Here is a 16,029-nt window from a genome sequence, read left to right on the forward strand (position 1 = left end):
AAGAAGTAACGCATGAAACAATATTTAGAATTATGTCAGCGTATTGTTGACGAAGGGCAGTGGGTCGAAAATAAACGTACAGGTACGCGTTGTTTAACCGTTATCAATGCTGATTTAGAATACGATGTGGCTAATAATCAGTTTCCGATGATCACTACACGCAAAAGTTACTACAAAGCAGCGATTGCTGAATTGTTAGGCTATTTACGCGGGTACGACAGCGCTGCGCAATTTCGTGAAATTGGCTGTAAAACGTGGGATGCTAACGCAAACGATAACAATGCATGGCTTAATAATCCTAACCGTAAAGGTGAGGATGACATGGGGCGTGTTTACGGCGTACAAGGTCGTGGTTGGCAACGACCAGATGGCTCAACGCTTGATCAGCTTTCCAAAGTTATTAATAACTTAAAAAATGGCATTGATGACCGTGGTGAAATAATCACGTTTTATAATCCAGGTGAGTTTGAGCTTGGTTGCCTGCGCCCGTGTATGCATACACACACTTTCTCCTTACTTGGTGATACGCTATATTTAACGTCATACCAGCGAAGCTGTGATGTGCCACTTGGCCTTAATTTTAATCAAATTCAGTGTTTTGTGTTGCTTGCGCTAGTGGCTCAAATTACCGGCCACAAAGCGGGTAAGGCGTATCATAAAATTGCTAATGCACATATTTACGAAAACCAACTTGAGCTGATGCGTGATGTGCAGTTAACGCGTGAGCCATTTGCATCACCTCAGTTAAAAATTAATCCAGAAATTAAATCATTAGAAGACATAGAAACGTGGGTAACACGAGACGACTTTGAAGTAACAGGCTATCAATGCCACGAAGCGATTCAATACCCATTTTCAGTATAATAAAAGATTAAGGAAAACATAAAATGAAAGCAGTCATCCCAGTAGCAGGCCTTGGTACTCGTATGTTACCAGCCACTAAAGCAATTCCTAAAGAAATGCTGCCAGTGGTAGACCGTCCTTTAATTCAATATGTAGTAAACGAAGCCGTTGCTGCAGGCATTAAAGAAATAGTGTTAGTAACTCACTCAAGTAAAAATTCAATCGAAAATCACTTCGATACGAGCTTTGAACTAGAAGCTACTTTAGAAAAGCGTGTAAAGCGGCAACTACTTGCCGAAGTGCAAGCAATCTGCCCTAAAGACGTAACCATTATTCACGTACGCCAAGGTGAAGCAAAAGGCTTAGGCCATGCTATTAGTTGTGCTGCGCCTATTATTGGTAACGAACCGTTTGTAGTTATTCTACCGGATGTAATTATTGACGATGTAGAGAGCGATCTTAAAAAAGATAACTTAGCAGAAATGATCGCTAATTTTGAGCAAAACAAGCATAGCCAAATAATGGTTGAGCCAGTACCAATGGATGAAGTAGATAAGTTTGGTGTGGTTGATTTAGGCGATGTTGACTTAAAACAAGGTGAAAGCTCGCCAATTTTTAACATGGTAGAAAAACCGCCAGTAGACGAAGCGCCATCTAACTTAGCTGTAGTGGGTCGATACGTATTAAGCGAAAACATATGGCCGTTACTTGCAAAAACTCCGCAAGGAGCAGGCAATGAAATTCAATTAACTGATGCAATTGCGATGTTAATGGAACACGAAAAAGTAGATGCATACGCTATAAAAGGCCGTAGCCACGATTGTGGAAGTAAAATTGGTTATTTAAAAGCGACTATTGAATTTGCACTTCGTCGCGATGAATTTGCTGATGAATTAAAGTCATTTATTAAAAAACTGATTTAACAGTTAATGTAAATCATGAAAGGCGCCTATATCGGCGCCTTTTTTATGAGTTTTATCAGGCCTGTTTATCTTTCGAGGCTAAATTTGCAGCAGGCTGTTTGGTATTTAGGCAAGGCAGAGCCTATGTAGTGTGGTTGTTCCCCATAAATAGGTGATAACGTAGTATAGATGCCAAACATGCGCTGCCCGAAGGGTTCTGCCTCGGGGCAATTTACTCTTTGTTGCCTACATGGATGTAGGTAAGGGGCGTGAGCAGGACGCGGAAGCTTTACTCGGTTTTTACTTATTCTTACAGGGATGTAAGTCAGTAGAATAACGCAGGAGCAGTTATCGAGCCCACTAGGTTACAAACCTCGCGCCGCGATTAAATAGCCCCTAGATTGAACAAGTTTTAATCCTGAAAGGTCAACAGGCCCTAGAGTAAAATAAGAAAGGAGCCTCTTTAAAAATAAAATTTTTAGGTCATTACAGACATATTGTTATTTATGTTGTAAAGTTTGTGTTAACTGGCATTAAATTTGTATTAAATAATGCTCTCAAGGAAGGGTGGGAGTATGCAACGTTGTGTTTTACAAAACACTGACAAGCATGCGAAGAGCTAAGTTTTATAGCTCACAGCTTAAATAAAGTTAAACGCTTTCTTGTGAGAATGTTTAACTGAAATGTAGTGAAAACACTGCTTTCAGGACAGCAAATACATGTTTATATATAAAAAAAATAACATTGGGCTTTTACTTAGCTTGCTAATGCTTTTATTTGGCACAGCATGCAGCGTTACGCCTGAAATAAAAACCATTGATGAACAGCCTCAAAGTAACTCGCCTGACTACGTATCAATTACAGCCCTTGAACTTGCTCAGCTAAAAGATGCCGCAATGCAGTGGCAACAAGCTCGTGAAGGCATAGAGCGAATTTTAAGGTTAGAAAAAGAAATAACTTATCTCGTAAATCATATTGATATTATAAACAGCAAAGCAATAGCGCAGTCTAATCAAGGGTATAGCAGTAAGTCTGTACGTTCACCACGAAACACACGCAATGTTAAGTCACGCCAACAAGTTAAACAAAACTACAGTAATAAAAAACAAGCTGTAAAATTAAATAAACCAAAACATGTATTTGCTTTGCAAGTAGCTTCGGTTGACTCAGAGCAAGGTGTGGCTAAAGCATGGCAAGAGCTAAATACTAAAGCAGCACCGTTATTTAGAGACAAAATATTGACTAACGTAGAAACCGCCAAAATAAACGACAAAATGTTTTACAGGCTAAAACTTGGCTCTTACCAAAACTTTAAAAATGCAAAAGCAGACTGTGACGTATTCAAGCTGTATAAACTCGATTGCATAGTAAGTAACTACACCGATAAGCCAGTAAGGCTGTAGCCCGTATTACGTAATATCAATCTGTAATAATACCTAATCAATCTTGGGGATTAAACCTGACGCAATTATCGCTAATAATTTTGATATACGAGTGCACGGAGGCAGTAGCTAGAGCAATACAGCAATAATTAGTGATAGTAATTAAATAATGCAATTTTGTTTTGTTATCAACTCGGTTTTCTTACTTCAAAATAGACTACTTAATTAAAAAGTTGCTATAAATTGGCGCAAAATTTGCTTTGATTTATTATCTTGGTTAGTAGAGTGCATTTTGTAATGCGGTATTTGAAGTCTTGTCATTTAATATCAGTTTTATTCTTATCTTTTTATTTATATGGATGCAGCAGCGCAACTGTAAATAACGAGAGCGTGCAGCATTCTTTAATAACTGATAAACAAGTAAAAGAGTATGTTTCGCAGTGGCACTTACAGCAAGAAAGCATTGGTCGTTTAACTGCTATGGAAGATGATTTACAGCTATTAATTATGGCGTTATCGTCTCAAAGTGAATTAACTGAAAACCCTCCTTTACTCATGCAAAGTAAAATCGATATCACCTATGGTAATCAGCCTTCACAGAATTTGGAACCGACGGCACTAAATAACACTCCAGAAGTAAAAACACCAAACTTACAAAACTCAGAACTCACCTTAACAGATGAAACTAAAATTGGAGCACAGCTTGGTTGGTATTTAAAGCCAGAGCTTGTTAGAGCAAGAGTCGAAAGGCTTAAGCAATTATACCCTAGTGCATTTACTCAATTTAATTTTACTATGTTTGAACGTAAAAATAATAATATGACTTTGTATGGATTACGTGTAGGTCCATTTATAAACGATGCTCAAGTAAGTGCGTTTTGTTATTTAGCTAATCAGCTTGATCAAGTATGTAATATTGCTGCTTTTGTCGGAAAACCAATATAATTAATAAATTAGGACTTTTAAACTTATATAGTATTAAAGTATTTGTACTAATAGTCGATACTAACTATAGTTGGGCAAATATTTGATAAAGCCCATTTTCTTATAAGGATTTAGCATGAAGTTTTATTTATCTGCATTAGCTGTAGCCACCGTGGTCAGCTCGTTTAGCACTTATGCTGCTACAGAGTCATTTGAAGCGAAAGTAACAGTACAAAATGCTGTAGTACTCACAAAAGATAACGATTTAAATTTTGGTACTATTCGTGCTATTTCAGATCCATTAGGCGCCGAACAAGCAACGCTGACAGTTAATCCTGATCCAGCTGCGAGCCCTGTTACTTCACAAGATAATCCAACTGGTAACGCTGCGAGTATCTCAATAATTGAAGGTGGTGAAGCGGGTGCTTTCAGTGTGTCAGATGTAGTACCAAACTCTATTTTAACCATTAGCGACCCAGTAAATACTTTGATACTACCCTTAGCTGGCCAAGGCTTAAATGAACCTGATTTTACTGTAGATGCTTGGACTTACTTTATAACGAGCGGAACAAATGCAGGAGCGCTTTATACGCAGGGTACTCCTAACCTACAAGCTGGTGCTGATGGCGCTGTATCATTTAATATAGGCGCGACTCTTTCTACTTCATCAAACGCATCAAGTGTGGATTACCCTGATGGTGAGTATTCTGGTAGCTTTAATATTGAAGTGTCATATTAATTAGTGTTTAAACAAACAATGCGCTTTTTGTATGTTTCTGCTTGGATTTCGTTAATGTTTAGCGAGCAAGCCTATAGCGCAAGCATACAACAAGAAGCGCTTAATTTTGGCACTTTAGTTATCCCTCAAAATAATACTTTAAGCTCTATCACGATTAACCACAATGGTGAAATAACCACATTTGGTAGTATTTACGTATTAACTGAGGGGAATCCCGCAGAACTATTATTTACCGATTTACCTCCGCTTACTCAAATATCGTTTAATAAAATGAGTGACTCTACATTGCAAAGTGAAGTACTTGGAGCTAATAGTGCCAAGTTTTCGGTTGTATTAGTGGATTTACCAAGCACGCAAACTAGCGATGAATTTGGAGATCTTTTACTCAAAGTAGGTGGCCGTTTAATAACGACAGGGACTAGCCAAAGTTACTTAGATGGTAGTTTTATTACTGACACCCAATTAGAAATTACGATTGATTACTAAAGGAAAAACATGCTTTATAAAGTTGTAGTGCTGCTCGCACTGAGTGTATGTATTTTAGGACAAAATGCATACGCAAATTTACTTATCTCTCCAACCCGTATTAGTTTTGATGAACGTCAACGAACCGCTAAAGTTACCGTAATTAATACGGGGGATGAATATCAAACATATCGTGTTTTATGGAGTGAGAAGCAAGCGCAACCTAGCGGTGGCTACATACAGTTGGCAGAGGCTACAAGCGAAAGTTTAAGTTCAATGGCACGTTTGTCACCAAAACAAATGCGTTTAGCACCTGGTGAAAAACAAACAGTAAAAATAGCAATACGTAAACCTAAAGGTCTAGCTTCTGGTGAGTACCGCTCTCATCTTCTATTTCAAGCATTGCCTGGTGAAAATACTAATAAAACAAGCTCAATAAAAGTTAATATGATTATGAGCTACAGCATTCCTATTTTGTTACGTAAAGACATGAAAGAGCCAGAAGTTGCCATAGAACAAGCTAAGCTAGTGCTAAATGAAAGCAATCAACGTCCTCAGTTTTTATTGAATATAAAACGAGAAGGTAAGTTTAGTAGCTACGGTAAATTAAGTGCTTACTTTGTTGATAGCAATAACGAGCAAGTTAAAATTGCAGAAATTGGTAATTTAAGTATTTATCCAGAAGTGGATAATGCGTTTGTAACCCTTAGTTTATTTAGTGACAAAAATTTAGATAAAGCAGGAAAAGTCATTTTTAAATATGAAGGCAGTCAAGAATATAAAGACCTTACATTTGCACAATACACTCTGCCTTTAACCTCACAATCACTTAATGTTTTAACTGTGAATGACGCTAAATAATTTATTGTATGCACTATTACTAAGCATAAGTAGTTTGCTTAGTAATAGTGTAATAGCTAATCCTAATTCTTCCGTGGGGGATGCTTTAACAACACTACGCGCAATTGAACTAAAGCTAACTAAGCCCGTTGAAGTAATTGATTATAAAAACAAAGAAAATCAGCAACAGCGAATCGCCACAGGCGAGTTATTAATACTTTCGCTTTATTTAAACTCATACTACTTAGGTGAAGTTGCAGCAATTAAAAGCGAGCAAAGTGTACAAGTTAGTTTAAGCGACTTATTTGATATTCTACAATTTGCAATGAATGTTGATGCTAGCAATCGAATTGCTCAAGGTGTTGGAGCAAATCAACAACCTCTTTTTCTAAATGCAGCGGTTACACCCGCTGTATTTACTAGTCCTACACAGAGCTACTTATTAGCAAAAAATCAAATTACCATTGAAGATGATATTTATGTAGATATTCAAAGTTTACATAATGCTTTAAATCTAGAGTTTAATATTGATTACCCAGATTTAGAATTACTTATAAGCTCAGAGATCCCCTTACCGGTTGAACAACAAAGATACAGACAGTCGCGCAACCTAAAATCACCTAACAAGAGATCGCCACCTACGCTCCCATGGAAAGCTAGCCCATATAAAGCGCTATCTTCTCCGGTTGCCGACTTACAACTAAATTTTACCGCGAGCGATGATAGACATTCTACGAACTATTCACTTTTAGGCACTCAAGACTTTGCGTATTTATCTGCAGAGTATTTTTTGTCTGGACGAAGTACTGACTTACTTACCAACTCTAGGTTAACGTTTACAAAGCAAAACTTAGACAAAGAAATAAAAAACAGCTTCATGCCTACTGAAATATCCTTTGGTGATGTTATCGCCACGCAAGTAGGTAATAACTACAGTAGTCAGTATGCCCGAGGTGTTAAAGTTTCTAATAATGTAACCAGTAGAAAAATAGTTAATAACCAAGTTAACTTAAGCGGTGCTATACAGCCAGGTTGGGATGTAGAGCTGTATCGTAATGAAATATTAATAGACCAGCAGCTTAGCCTCGCAGATGGGCGTTATATTTTTGATAATATAAACCTATTATTTGGAGCTAATAATTTTGAGCTTATTTTTTATGGGCCTCAAGGTCAAGTTGAGCGTAAAAGTGATTATTACTTTGTGGACGGAAATCAACTTAAGCAGGGACAAGGTAACTATGAATTGTCGGTTACTGAACAAGGCAAGCAGTTACTAAATAACAATGTTTCAAGCTCGCAGGGGCAGGGTTGGCAAGTTGCGGGTAGATATGAGCAAGGGCTTACAGATAATATATCTGTATACACTGCTACATCAGGTCAAAAAAATACGGATGACGATCTACTTAAGTATGCATTTGGTACCAACATAAGCTTATTTGACCGATTATTATTAAATGCGAATATTGAAAAAAATAATAATAATGAACAAGAATTTGAATTTACAGCCCGAACTCAAATTGCCGAACAATCACTACTTTTTAGCGCTACAAATCGTACCGACGAACAGCAGCAAGATTTTAATAGCTACCAAATAAATTTAGCTGGTGGGCTAATGAATAATACCTATGGACGCCTTTCTTATCAAAATAACATCCTATATGACGAGAGTGATACTAGAGGGCGTTTTAAGCAAGTACGTAACCAGTTCAACTACTCATACTCAGGGTTTGCACTAAGTAACCAATTGCTGTGGCAACAAGACGATAGCTCTAAGAGTACTTTTGGAACAACACGTTTTCAAAAGCGCTTTGGGAGAACCTACACAAGGTTTGGTATAGATTATAGTATATCGCCAGTAAGTGAGCTTGTTAGTTACGAGGCTGAGTTTAGCCGCAACTTGGGCCGAGATTTACAAGCCGAACTGACTTTAATTGATTCACTTCGTAATAATATTCAATCGGCCGAATTAGGGCTCAATTGGCAAAGCGACAAGTTTAGTTTAACGAGTAACTTAAACTACAACAGTAACGATGATTGGCGGCTCGGTATTTATAGTCGTTTTAGCTTAGGGTTTGATGTTGAACACAATACATATTTTGTCTCTAAGCGCAGCTTAACTAACACGGGTAGCTTAATGTTACGCGTATTTTTAGATCAAAATAATAACGGTATTATGGATGATGATGAGCACGGCGTTGCCGGCGTAAAAGTAAAAGGCGTTCACAATTATCGTCAAGCAATTACAGACGAACACGGCGTTGCGTTATTAACTTCAATGCCAGCAAATCGTACAACAGATATAATACTTGATAGAAATAGTTTTGAAGATCCGTTTTTAATACCAGCCAATGAGGGTTTTTCTATTACCCCAAGGGCTGGTTTTGTAGAGTATATGGATTTTGCATTAAATAATGCAAGTGAAGTGGAGGGAGTTGTTTATCAACAAAAAGGTGATACAACACAGATCCAACCCTTTGCAAATATAGCGCTGTTGAATGAAAAAGGGGATCAAGTTGCACAAACTCAAGCAGCATATGATGGCTATTATTTATTTACAGACCTTAAACCGGGGCAGTATAAAGCAGTAATTGATGATGAATATAAACAACGCAAGCAGCTAAAAAACACTCAAAATATAACAGTTAATTTATCGCCTCAAGGAGATGTAGTAATGGGCGTTGATTTAACGTTAAAGGCGCTCAGTGCAACAACTGGAAGCATTGCCAATGCAGGAAGTTTTAGTTCGTTAAATATCTTAAAAATTTATTACCGTTTAATAGCACCACGAATAGAGCAGCAAGAAGCTTTTTATATGCATGATAAAGCTAAAAATAAATTTATTTTAGCCTTAGCGTACGCAACAAACAGTTCGCCAGAGCTTATTTCTGTATGCGACTCAGTAAAAGCGCAAGGATTAAAGTGTGTTGTTGAAACACATAAAATACTCCATTAAAGGAATTAGGATGAAAAGAGTTCAATGTATATTTTTAATCAGTGCAATGTTGCTAAGTTATGGTTGTGCGAATAATAAAGCAATTGATAATAGTATTACTCAGACGGAAATAGCTGACGAAAAAAGCTACGTAAAAATAACAAAGCAAGAACTTGAAGCTCTAAAAATGAGCTCCCAGCAGTGGCAAAATATGAGGCCTGAACTTGCGCGCTTATTACTTATTGAAGAAGACTTAAGCTTACTAATATCGCAACTTAATACAATTGCAAAAGAAAATGAGCAGAAAAACGCACCAGTAATAAAAGCAGAAATCGTTAATACCAACAAAATTAATCGCTCCAATTTACAATTAACAAAACCAGTTAATCCCAAATTTGCTTTACAAGTGCTTTCAATAACGCAAAAAGAACAACTCTCTTTAGCTTTTAGGCAACTACAAAAAAAGCTTCCTAGCTTACTAGGCGATAATTTTGTAATGAATGTTGAAACAATAAATGTAAAAGGAGTTATGTATAACCGTTTAAAGCTAGGCGCATACATAGACAAAAAAAACGCTATGGCTGACTGTCAAAAATTAAAGAGCCAAAATATAAATTGTTTAGTTAGCTATTACGTAGATCAGCCTTTTATCGCACAATAGTTAAGTCGGCATACAAATTGCTTTATCCTCAGTATGTTTTGAAGAGGATGGCAATTATGCGCCTTTTACTGCCTTTATTGTTTTTAAATTTAGCTGCTTGTAACTTGGTGCCACCACCAGAACCAAGTGTGCCTACAAATGCACCTAAAGCGGCCATGGCTCCTTTTACGGTTAATGACTATGTAGTTAATTTAACGTCGCAACTTAACCACCTAAATGGAGCCTTAAATGCTAATGCACGTGTTGGCGTTAGTAGCTTCTTTTATGCAGATGCACTAGATACTAAATTAGTGACAGGGCAGGCCTCAGGCTTAAGCCAGCAGATCCAAGAAAGCCTGCTTACACAATTTACTCAACTGGGTTATCACACCGTTGAGTACAGACTTGGGAATAACCTCTCTTTATCAGAAAACTCAGACAGTATTTTAAGTCGCGATTTAAGTAAATTACGTAATCGCCAAAATATTGACTTAGTTATCACAGGAACAGTGACTCGCCAGCAGCATGCATACATAGTTAATGCACGGCTTGTGAATATAGAAAATAAACAGGTGCTCTCTGCGGGAAGTACCGAGATCCCAATTAATGTAATGTGGGGCAATGAGAAAATTCAGCAGCGTGACGGACTTTTATACCGAAGCGAATACTAATTTGGAGCACAAAATGAAAAACCTATTAATTACATTATGCTTACCACTGGGCTTTGGTTGCTCTCAAATACTAGGCACAATGAATACAGACACCGCAACACCACAAAGTGAGCAAAGCAACCAACTGGTGAGTAACCAACGCGACGTTGCAGCGCCTGTTTCTGATGATAACTTATTTCAGTCAGGAATGGCTCCACAGGATAACTACACAAAAGCAACACCGCCAATGCGCAAAAATATTAACCATTATGTGCGCGGCATAATGCAAGACATGGTTGAAAACTTACAGTACGTAAGTGAACAAACACCGTTAGCTGTTTCGAGTTTTGTTTTTTTAGATGAAGACTACAACGATGGTAGCTTACTAGGGAACCAAATTGCAGAAAGCTTCATGCATGAATTACACAGCTTTGGTGTACCCGTTATTGATTTTAAAACAACTGATTATATGCGTGTTACCTCAACAGGCGACTTTGTATTTAGTCGCGACTATTTAGAGCTAAATCAAGATCAAAACTTTAAATATGTACTTGCCGGTACGCTTGTAAACCATCAAGGTGGTGTACTTGTTAATGCACGTATTGTTGGGCTAGAAAGTAAGGCCGTAGTAGGTTCTGCACAAGGGTTTATTCCACAGTCGGTTGTTGATGCGCTTAATAGTAGCTATCGCACTGATGGCATAATGTTAAAACAAGCAAGCAAGTGAGATAATTATGTATAGTAAATTATTTAACCGCTTTATCGTTTTTTTTGCTTTAGCTAACTTAGCAGGTTGTGCCTTTACTCAAAATAGTGAAAGTGCTGAAATTAATACGCCTTCAACCACACAAGTAAATTATGACCTAGCAAGCATGCTTAAAATAGCCGAGCAAAAATCAACTCAAGATGATGTTAACGGTAATCAATTTACACCACTTCAGCACCATAAAACACTTGCTAACTATGTAGAGCAAATGGCACTTGATTTGGTTGATACGCTTGAATTTGAAAGTGATACCGACACCAATATTAATATTGCCGTTACTACCTTGGTCGATCTTGATTCATCGCTTACTAAAAGTAATCAATTGGGTAATCAAATTTCTGAAACGTTAATTCATCAGTTACAAAAGTTTGGTTATGGCGTGGTTGATTTTAAAACAACCCAAACAATAGATGTAAATAGCCGTGGTGATTTTGCTTTCTCGCGTGATATTGAAAAGCTTAGCGAAGAGCAAATGGCGAGCCATGTATTAGCGGGTACATTAATTTATCGACATGATGCTGTTGTTGTTAATACACGTGTAATTAATGCGCATACAAAAAAAATCGTCGCGAGTAGTCGAAAACTAATCCCAATTTATGTACTAAATAAAGAAGATATATACTTATCAAGCAATTAAGTTCAGTTGTCGCTTGATATAAAAAACCAGATGCCGTTATAATTCAGACCTCTAAGCACACAGCTTATTTGTGGCCTCTTAGTTAAATGGATATAACGGCCCCCTCCTAAGGGGCAGTTGCAGGTTCGATTCCTGCAGGGGCTACCAATTAAATCAATGAGTTATATTTTAACTTCCCTTCCTTATACTTTGTGTATAGCGTATATGTAGTAGTGCTGCACTTTTTAATTAAAGGCGTTTAAAGCTTCTTGCTCACATTTTTCACGCTCTGAAACCATGGCTTCAAAGTCGGCTTGAATTTGTGCTAGAACAGTTGGTGGGTTAAGTCGTTTGATTCTTTTAAATTGAATGCTTTCTTCTTCATCATAGGCGAGTATTGCTAAAGTGATTTTTTCGCGTTCGATACCATTTGAAAATATTCCTTCGGCATCTAATTGTATGAGCACTTTTTCCATTGTCGTAAGCCATTGATGCCAATTATCCATTGCTTCTATATCTGATTGAAACAAATCAATGCTGTCTTCTAGTTTTTGGTACTCTAGAGTTGTTTCATCAAAGTATTCGGAATAATCCTCAAGCATCGGGTAGTCTTCTGGATTCCATTTAGCCATGTAAAAGCTACTTACATCGTTGTTGTACTCTGCTTCAAATACTTTTTTTAAATCCGATAAGGTATTAAACATTGGCAGTAGTGAGTAGCTACCTGTGTGGTAAAAGCCCATTACATAAAGATCGTTACCGTATTTTTGTATAATGTTTTTAAATGCTTTTTTGGTATCTTGGTAAAGTGTTTTTTCGAAGTTTTTAGTATCTAACATGAGGTCATTATTTCTTTTATTATTACAGAAATTTATATGAAAAAGAGAGCGATTAAAACTCACTCTACTAAAATGAAATAACCAGAGCTATTATATAACTCTGGTTATTGTAAGTTAATATTAACCATCACTTGTAATAGTATCAATTAATTCACTAAGAACAGCTTCAGCTTTACTTGTTTCTACTTGGCAAGTACCTGCATTTAAATGGCCGCCGCCGCCGTATTTAAGGCACAGTTCGCCAACATTGGTGTTTGAACTGCGGTTAGTTATTGATTTACCTATGGCATACACTACATTTTGCTTTTTAAGGCCCCACATTTTATGAATCGAGATATTGCAGTCGGGGTACATGGCATAAATAACAAATCGGTTGGTGGCGTAAATTGTTTCTTCCTGAGTTAAATCAAGGACTACTAAGTTTTTATGAACGGTAGCGCATTGAGAAATTTGCTCTTTGGCTTTTTCGTTATGCTCGTTATATAAAGCAACACGTTCGGCTACGTCTTCCATTTGTAGGATTTCTTCGATGCTCTGATCTTTACACGCATCAATCAGTTTCATCATTAATTGGTAATTTGAAATTTTAAACTCGCGAAAACGGCCAAGTCCAGTTCGCGCATCCATAATAAAGTTCATTAATACCCAATCGGTTGGGTTTAATATTTCGTCTTTTGAAAACTGAGCAGCATCGCCTTTGTCTACCGCGTCCATCATTTCAACAGAAATATTTGGAAGTTTTTCAGCGCCGCCATAATAGTCATAAACTACGCGAGCTGCTGATGGGGCTTTTGGGTCAATAATATGGTTTTTTATGTCGCTTGAGTTGCGAACGGTTTCGCTAAGGTGATGATCGAATGCTATATGACAGCCTGCAACGTAGGGGAGGTTGGTCGTAATGTCGTTTTCGGTAATGTCTATTTTGCCATCTTGCATATCTTTTGGATGAACAAATAAAATATCGTCAATTAGGTCTAAATCTTTGAGCAATACGGCACAAACTAAGCCATCAAAATCGCTGCGAGTGACTAGTCTAAATTTATTATTGGGCATAGCTATTCCATCTTTTTAATTGAATTATCAATTAAGTGTAACAGCTAAATTTTTTTTTGAGAGGTCAGCTTAAAAAAATTATAAAAAAAGCCAAAACGTTAGTTTTGGCTTTTGCTTAGCAAGTTTGTATGTGTGGTAAATAGGTTATGCGCCTGGGCCACATTCCATACATGAATTTACAATGTCTGGGCCAAATTTAAGTTTGGCGTTTAAGTCGCGAAGGGCGGTACGTAACCCTTCTTCAATTACTGGATGGTAAAATGGCATATCAAGCATTTCTGGTACGGTCATTTTGTTTTGTACAGCCCAAGCTAATAAGTGAGCGATGTGTTCGGCTTGTGAGCCAATAAATTCTGCACCTAAAAATAAGCCTGTACCTTGCTCTGCATATACACGCATATGACCTTTGTTTTTAAGCATTACTCGGCTACGACCTTGGTTTTCAAAGCTTACTTCGCCTACTTCAAAACAACCGCATGGGCCTAATCGGTCAGTAATTTGCTTGTAGCTTTCGCCGACCATGGCTATTTGTGGGTCGCTAAATACAGCTGCAATTTTTGCTCTGCGCAGACCTATACGTACATCTGGGAAGCGCCCTGCATTTTGACCTGCAATAGCACCTTGGTCAGATGCTTCGTGTAGCAGTGGTAGCATGTTACTTGCATCGCCTGCTATAAATATGTTCGACTCACCACACTGCATTGTGTGCGTGTCTGCGTGCGGTACGCCACGTTCATCAAGTTCAATGCCGGTGTTTTCAAGGCCTAGTTTATCTACGTTAGGTACTCGGCCTGTGGCTGCAAGTACGTAGTCAAACTGTTCGGTGTGTTTTTCACCTTGTTTGTCGGTGTAAGTTAGCTGTGCTTTGTCGCCAACTTGCATCATGTCAGATACGTTTGAGTCGGTATCTACAAAAAATTCTTCAGCAAAAACAGTATTCGCGTAGTCTTTTACTACTGGATCTGTAAGTGGGCCAATTGCGCCGCCTACACCAAATAGTTTTACATTTACGCCTAGTCGGCTGAGTGCTTGGCCAATTTCAAGACCTATTACACCAGGGCCAAATACAGCGACTGATTCTGGTAGGTCATCCCAATCAAATACGTCGTCGTTTATAATAAGTTTGTCGCCAAAGTTATTAAATACGCCAGGGTATGAAGGGCGTGAACCGGTGGCAATTACAAAGCGTTTTGCTGTAATAATTGTATGGTCGTCTATTTGTATGCGGTTTGTGTCTAAAAATTTAGCGTAACCACGAATTTTATCACCATCTGGTAATTCATCTACGGCTTCTACTACGAATCCTGCAAAACGATCTCGTTCACTTTTAACGCGTGCCATAACTGCTTTGCCATCAATAACAGGCTTTGAGCTATGAACACCAAATGCAGGTGCCATTTCAATTGCGTGTGCGGCTTCGGCGGCTGCAATCAATAACTTGCTTGGCATACAACCAACACGTGCACATGTGGTGCCGTATGGGCCTGATTCGATCATTAATACATTTTGTGTGAACTGTTTAGCATTACGATAAGCACTTAAACCAGCAGTGCCAGCGCCTATAACAACAACATCGGTTTGCAATTCTTTCATAGTGGTATCCTTTATTATTTTCAATCTAAGCGATGAGATTGATATAGAGGGGCGCGTACGCCCCTGCTATTTTTTACTTAATTAAGCAAAGTATTTTTCTAAGTCGTCTGAACCACCGATGTGTTTACCACCAATGAATATTTGTGGAACAGTGTCACGACCAGATACAGCTTTTAGACTTGTTAGTGATGCGCCTGCACCCATAACAATCTCTTCATATGCGAAGCCTTTTTCTGCAAGAAGCTCTTTTGCTTTTTTACAAAAAGGACAGCCAGGTTTAGTAAAGATGCTTACAGGTTCTGGTTTAGCTTGCTTAGGGTTGATGTAATCAAGCATTGTGTCTGCGTCAGATACTTCAAACGGGTCACCTGGTAAATCTGGTTCGATGAACATTTTGTCAACCACGCCATCTTTAACAAGCATAGAGTATCTCCAGCTGCGCTTACCAAAGCCTAGATCGTTTTTGTCTACTAACATGCCCATGCCGTCAGTAAATTCGCCGTTGCCGTCTGGTAATAAAGTAATGTTTTGCGCTTCTTGATGCTCAGCCCATGCGTTCATTACAAAGGTATCGTTTACTGATAAACATACAATTTCGTCAACGCCGTTTTGCTTAAGTACGCCTGCTAATTCGTTGTAACGTGGTAAGTGAGTTGATGAACATGTTGGTGTGAATGCACCAGGTAGTGAAAACACTACAACCGTTTTACCTTTAAAAATTTCATCTGTTGTTACTGATTTCCATTCGTTATTTTGACGAGTTGCAAATGTAACACTTGGGACTGTTTGACCTTCGATATTGTTTAACATAGTTTTTTGTTCCTCTTGATTTGTTGATAGCCATT

General features: G+C 38.0%; 16 protein-coding genes and 1 tRNA gene. 13 read left to right on the forward strand and 4 right to left on the reverse strand.

Features of this window, described 5'->3' with window-relative positions:
* Nucleotides 1–12: 12 nt before the first annotated feature.
* The 13 genes from H5089_RS04070 to H5089_RS04130 all read left to right on the forward strand — a co-directional run bounded on the left by H5089_RS04070 (nucleotide 13) and on the right by H5089_RS04130 (nucleotide 11,867).
* Nucleotides 13–864, forward strand: coding sequence for a thymidylate synthase (locus H5089_RS04070; protein WP_002958700.1), 852 nt, complete (start codon nucleotides 13–15; stop codon nucleotides 862–864).
* Nucleotides 865–887: 23 nt separating this feature from the next.
* Nucleotides 888–1,766, forward strand: coding sequence for a UTP--glucose-1-phosphate uridylyltransferase GalU (gene galU / locus H5089_RS04075; protein ID WP_002958699.1), 879 nt, complete (start codon nucleotides 888–890; stop codon nucleotides 1,764–1,766).
* 698 nt (nucleotides 1,767–2,464) lie between these two features.
* Nucleotides 2,465–3,148, forward strand: coding sequence for an SPOR domain-containing protein (locus H5089_RS04080; RefSeq protein WP_024594911.1), 684 nt, complete (start codon nucleotides 2,465–2,467; stop codon nucleotides 3,146–3,148).
* Nucleotides 3,149–3,517: 369 nt separating this feature from the next.
* Nucleotides 3,518–4,072 carry an SPOR domain-containing protein gene (locus H5089_RS04085; RefSeq protein WP_182711526.1) on the forward strand — a complete coding sequence of 185 codons (555 nt, stop codon included), beginning with the start codon at nucleotides 3,518–3,520 and terminating at the stop codon, nucleotides 4,070–4,072.
* Between the two features lie 115 nt (nucleotides 4,073–4,187).
* Nucleotides 4,188–4,790 (forward strand): DUF4402 domain-containing protein, encoded by a 603-nt coding sequence (locus tag H5089_RS04090; protein ID WP_170071817.1) that lies wholly within the window; start codon nucleotides 4,188–4,190, stop codon nucleotides 4,788–4,790.
* Nucleotides 4,791–4,793: 3 nt separating this feature from the next.
* Nucleotides 4,794–5,276, forward strand: coding sequence for a DUF4402 domain-containing protein (locus H5089_RS04095; RefSeq protein ID WP_182711527.1), 483 nt, complete (start codon nucleotides 4,794–4,796; stop codon nucleotides 5,274–5,276).
* 9 nt (nucleotides 5,277–5,285) lie between these two features.
* Complete coding sequence (locus H5089_RS04100; RefSeq protein ID WP_182711528.1) at nucleotides 5,286–6,116, forward strand: molecular chaperone; 831 nt, start codon at nucleotides 5,286–5,288, stop codon at nucleotides 6,114–6,116.
* Between the two features lie 34 nt (nucleotides 6,117–6,150).
* Complete coding sequence (locus H5089_RS04105) at nucleotides 6,151–9,048, forward strand: MSCRAMM family adhesin SdrC (RefSeq protein ID WP_220486896.1); 2,898 nt, start codon at nucleotides 6,151–6,153, stop codon at nucleotides 9,046–9,048.
* Nucleotides 9,023–9,688, forward strand: a complete 666-nt coding sequence (locus H5089_RS04110; protein WP_259396039.1) for an SPOR domain-containing protein — start codon at nucleotides 9,023–9,025, stop codon at nucleotides 9,686–9,688. Before H5089_RS04105 ends, H5089_RS04110 begins: the two co-directional genes overlap by 26 nt.
* 56 nt (nucleotides 9,689–9,744) lie before the next feature.
* Entirely contained in the window at nucleotides 9,745–10,338 is a 594-nt protein-coding gene (locus H5089_RS04115) for a FlgO family outer membrane protein (RefSeq protein WP_149602251.1), read from the forward strand.
* Between the two features lie 13 nt (nucleotides 10,339–10,351).
* Nucleotides 10,352–11,044, forward strand: a complete 693-nt coding sequence (locus H5089_RS04120) for a FlgO family outer membrane protein (RefSeq protein ID WP_182711529.1) — start codon at nucleotides 10,352–10,354, stop codon at nucleotides 11,042–11,044.
* Between the two features lie 7 nt (nucleotides 11,045–11,051).
* Nucleotides 11,052–11,720: a FlgO family outer membrane protein gene (locus tag H5089_RS04125; RefSeq protein ID WP_182696094.1), complete on the forward strand. Its 669-nt coding sequence runs from the start codon at nucleotides 11,052–11,054 to the stop codon at nucleotides 11,718–11,720.
* Between the two features lie 72 nt (nucleotides 11,721–11,792).
* Nucleotides 11,793–11,867: transfer RNA gene (locus tag H5089_RS04130), tRNA-Arg, on the forward strand.
* Nucleotides 11,868–11,944: 77 nt separating this feature from the next.
* Here H5089_RS04130 and H5089_RS04135 read toward each other — a convergent pair.
* The 4 genes from H5089_RS04135 to H5089_RS04150 form a co-directional block, all read right to left on the reverse strand.
* Nucleotides 11,945–12,538 carry a DUF4303 domain-containing protein gene (locus H5089_RS04135; protein ID WP_182711530.1) on the reverse strand — a complete coding sequence of 198 codons (594 nt, stop codon included), beginning with the start codon at nucleotides 12,536–12,538 and terminating at the stop codon, nucleotides 11,945–11,947.
* Between the two features lie 120 nt (nucleotides 12,539–12,658).
* A complete protein-coding gene (locus tag H5089_RS04140; protein WP_182711531.1) occupies nucleotides 12,659–13,591 on the reverse strand; it encodes an exopolyphosphatase in 933 nt (310 codons plus the stop codon).
* 144 nt (nucleotides 13,592–13,735) lie between these two features.
* Nucleotides 13,736–15,184, reverse strand: a complete 1,449-nt coding sequence (locus H5089_RS04145) for a dihydrolipoyl dehydrogenase (RefSeq protein WP_182711532.1) — start codon at nucleotides 15,182–15,184, stop codon at nucleotides 13,736–13,738.
* A gap of 81 nt (nucleotides 15,185–15,265) precedes the next feature.
* Nucleotides 15,266–15,994 (reverse strand): glutathione peroxidase, encoded by a 729-nt coding sequence (locus tag H5089_RS04150; RefSeq protein WP_182692706.1) that lies wholly within the window; start codon nucleotides 15,992–15,994, stop codon nucleotides 15,266–15,268.
* Nucleotides 15,995–16,029 lie beyond the last annotated feature (35 nt).

It is taken from the genome of Pseudoalteromonas sp. SR45-1 (assembly GCF_014163655.1).
GTDB lineage: Bacteria > Pseudomonadota > Gammaproteobacteria > Enterobacterales > Alteromonadaceae > Pseudoalteromonas > Pseudoalteromonas distincta.

Bases quoted from the DNA above. Each gene is read 5' to 3' on its own strand.
- H5089_RS04100 (WP_182711528.1), top strand. From the start codon at position 5,286: ATGCTTTATAAAGTTGTAGTGCTGCTCGCACTGAGTGTATGTATTTTA.
- H5089_RS04070 (WP_002958700.1), top strand. From the start codon at position 13: ATGAAACAATATTTAGAATTATGTCAGCGTATTGTTGACGAAGGGCAG.
- H5089_RS04145 (WP_182711532.1), bottom strand. From the start codon at position 15,184: ATGAAAGAATTGCAAACCGATGTTGTTGTTATAGGCGCTGGCACTGCT.
- H5089_RS04125 (WP_182696094.1), top strand. From the start codon at position 11,052: ATGTATAGTAAATTATTTAACCGCTTTATCGTTTTTTTTGCTTTAGCT.
- galU (WP_002958699.1), top strand. From the start codon at position 888: ATGAAAGCAGTCATCCCAGTAGCAGGCCTTGGTACTCGTATGTTACCA.
- H5089_RS04115 (WP_149602251.1), top strand. From the start codon at position 9,745: ATGCGCCTTTTACTGCCTTTATTGTTTTTAAATTTAGCTGCTTGTAAC.
- H5089_RS04140 (WP_182711531.1), bottom strand. From the start codon at position 13,591: ATGCCCAATAATAAATTTAGACTAGTCACTCGCAGCGATTTTGATGGC.
- H5089_RS04080 (WP_024594911.1), top strand. From the start codon at position 2,465: ATGTTTATATATAAAAAAAATAACATTGGGCTTTTACTTAGCTTGCTA.
- H5089_RS04135 (WP_182711530.1), bottom strand. From the start codon at position 12,538: ATGTTAGATACTAAAAACTTCGAAAAAACACTTTACCAAGATACCAAA.
- H5089_RS04150 (WP_182692706.1), bottom strand. From the start codon at position 15,994: ATGTTAAACAATATCGAAGGTCAAACAGTCCCAAGTGTTACATTTGCA.
- H5089_RS04090 (WP_170071817.1), top strand. From the start codon at position 4,188: ATGAAGTTTTATTTATCTGCATTAGCTGTAGCCACCGTGGTCAGCTCG.
- H5089_RS04120 (WP_182711529.1), top strand. From the start codon at position 10,352: ATGAAAAACCTATTAATTACATTATGCTTACCACTGGGCTTTGGTTGC.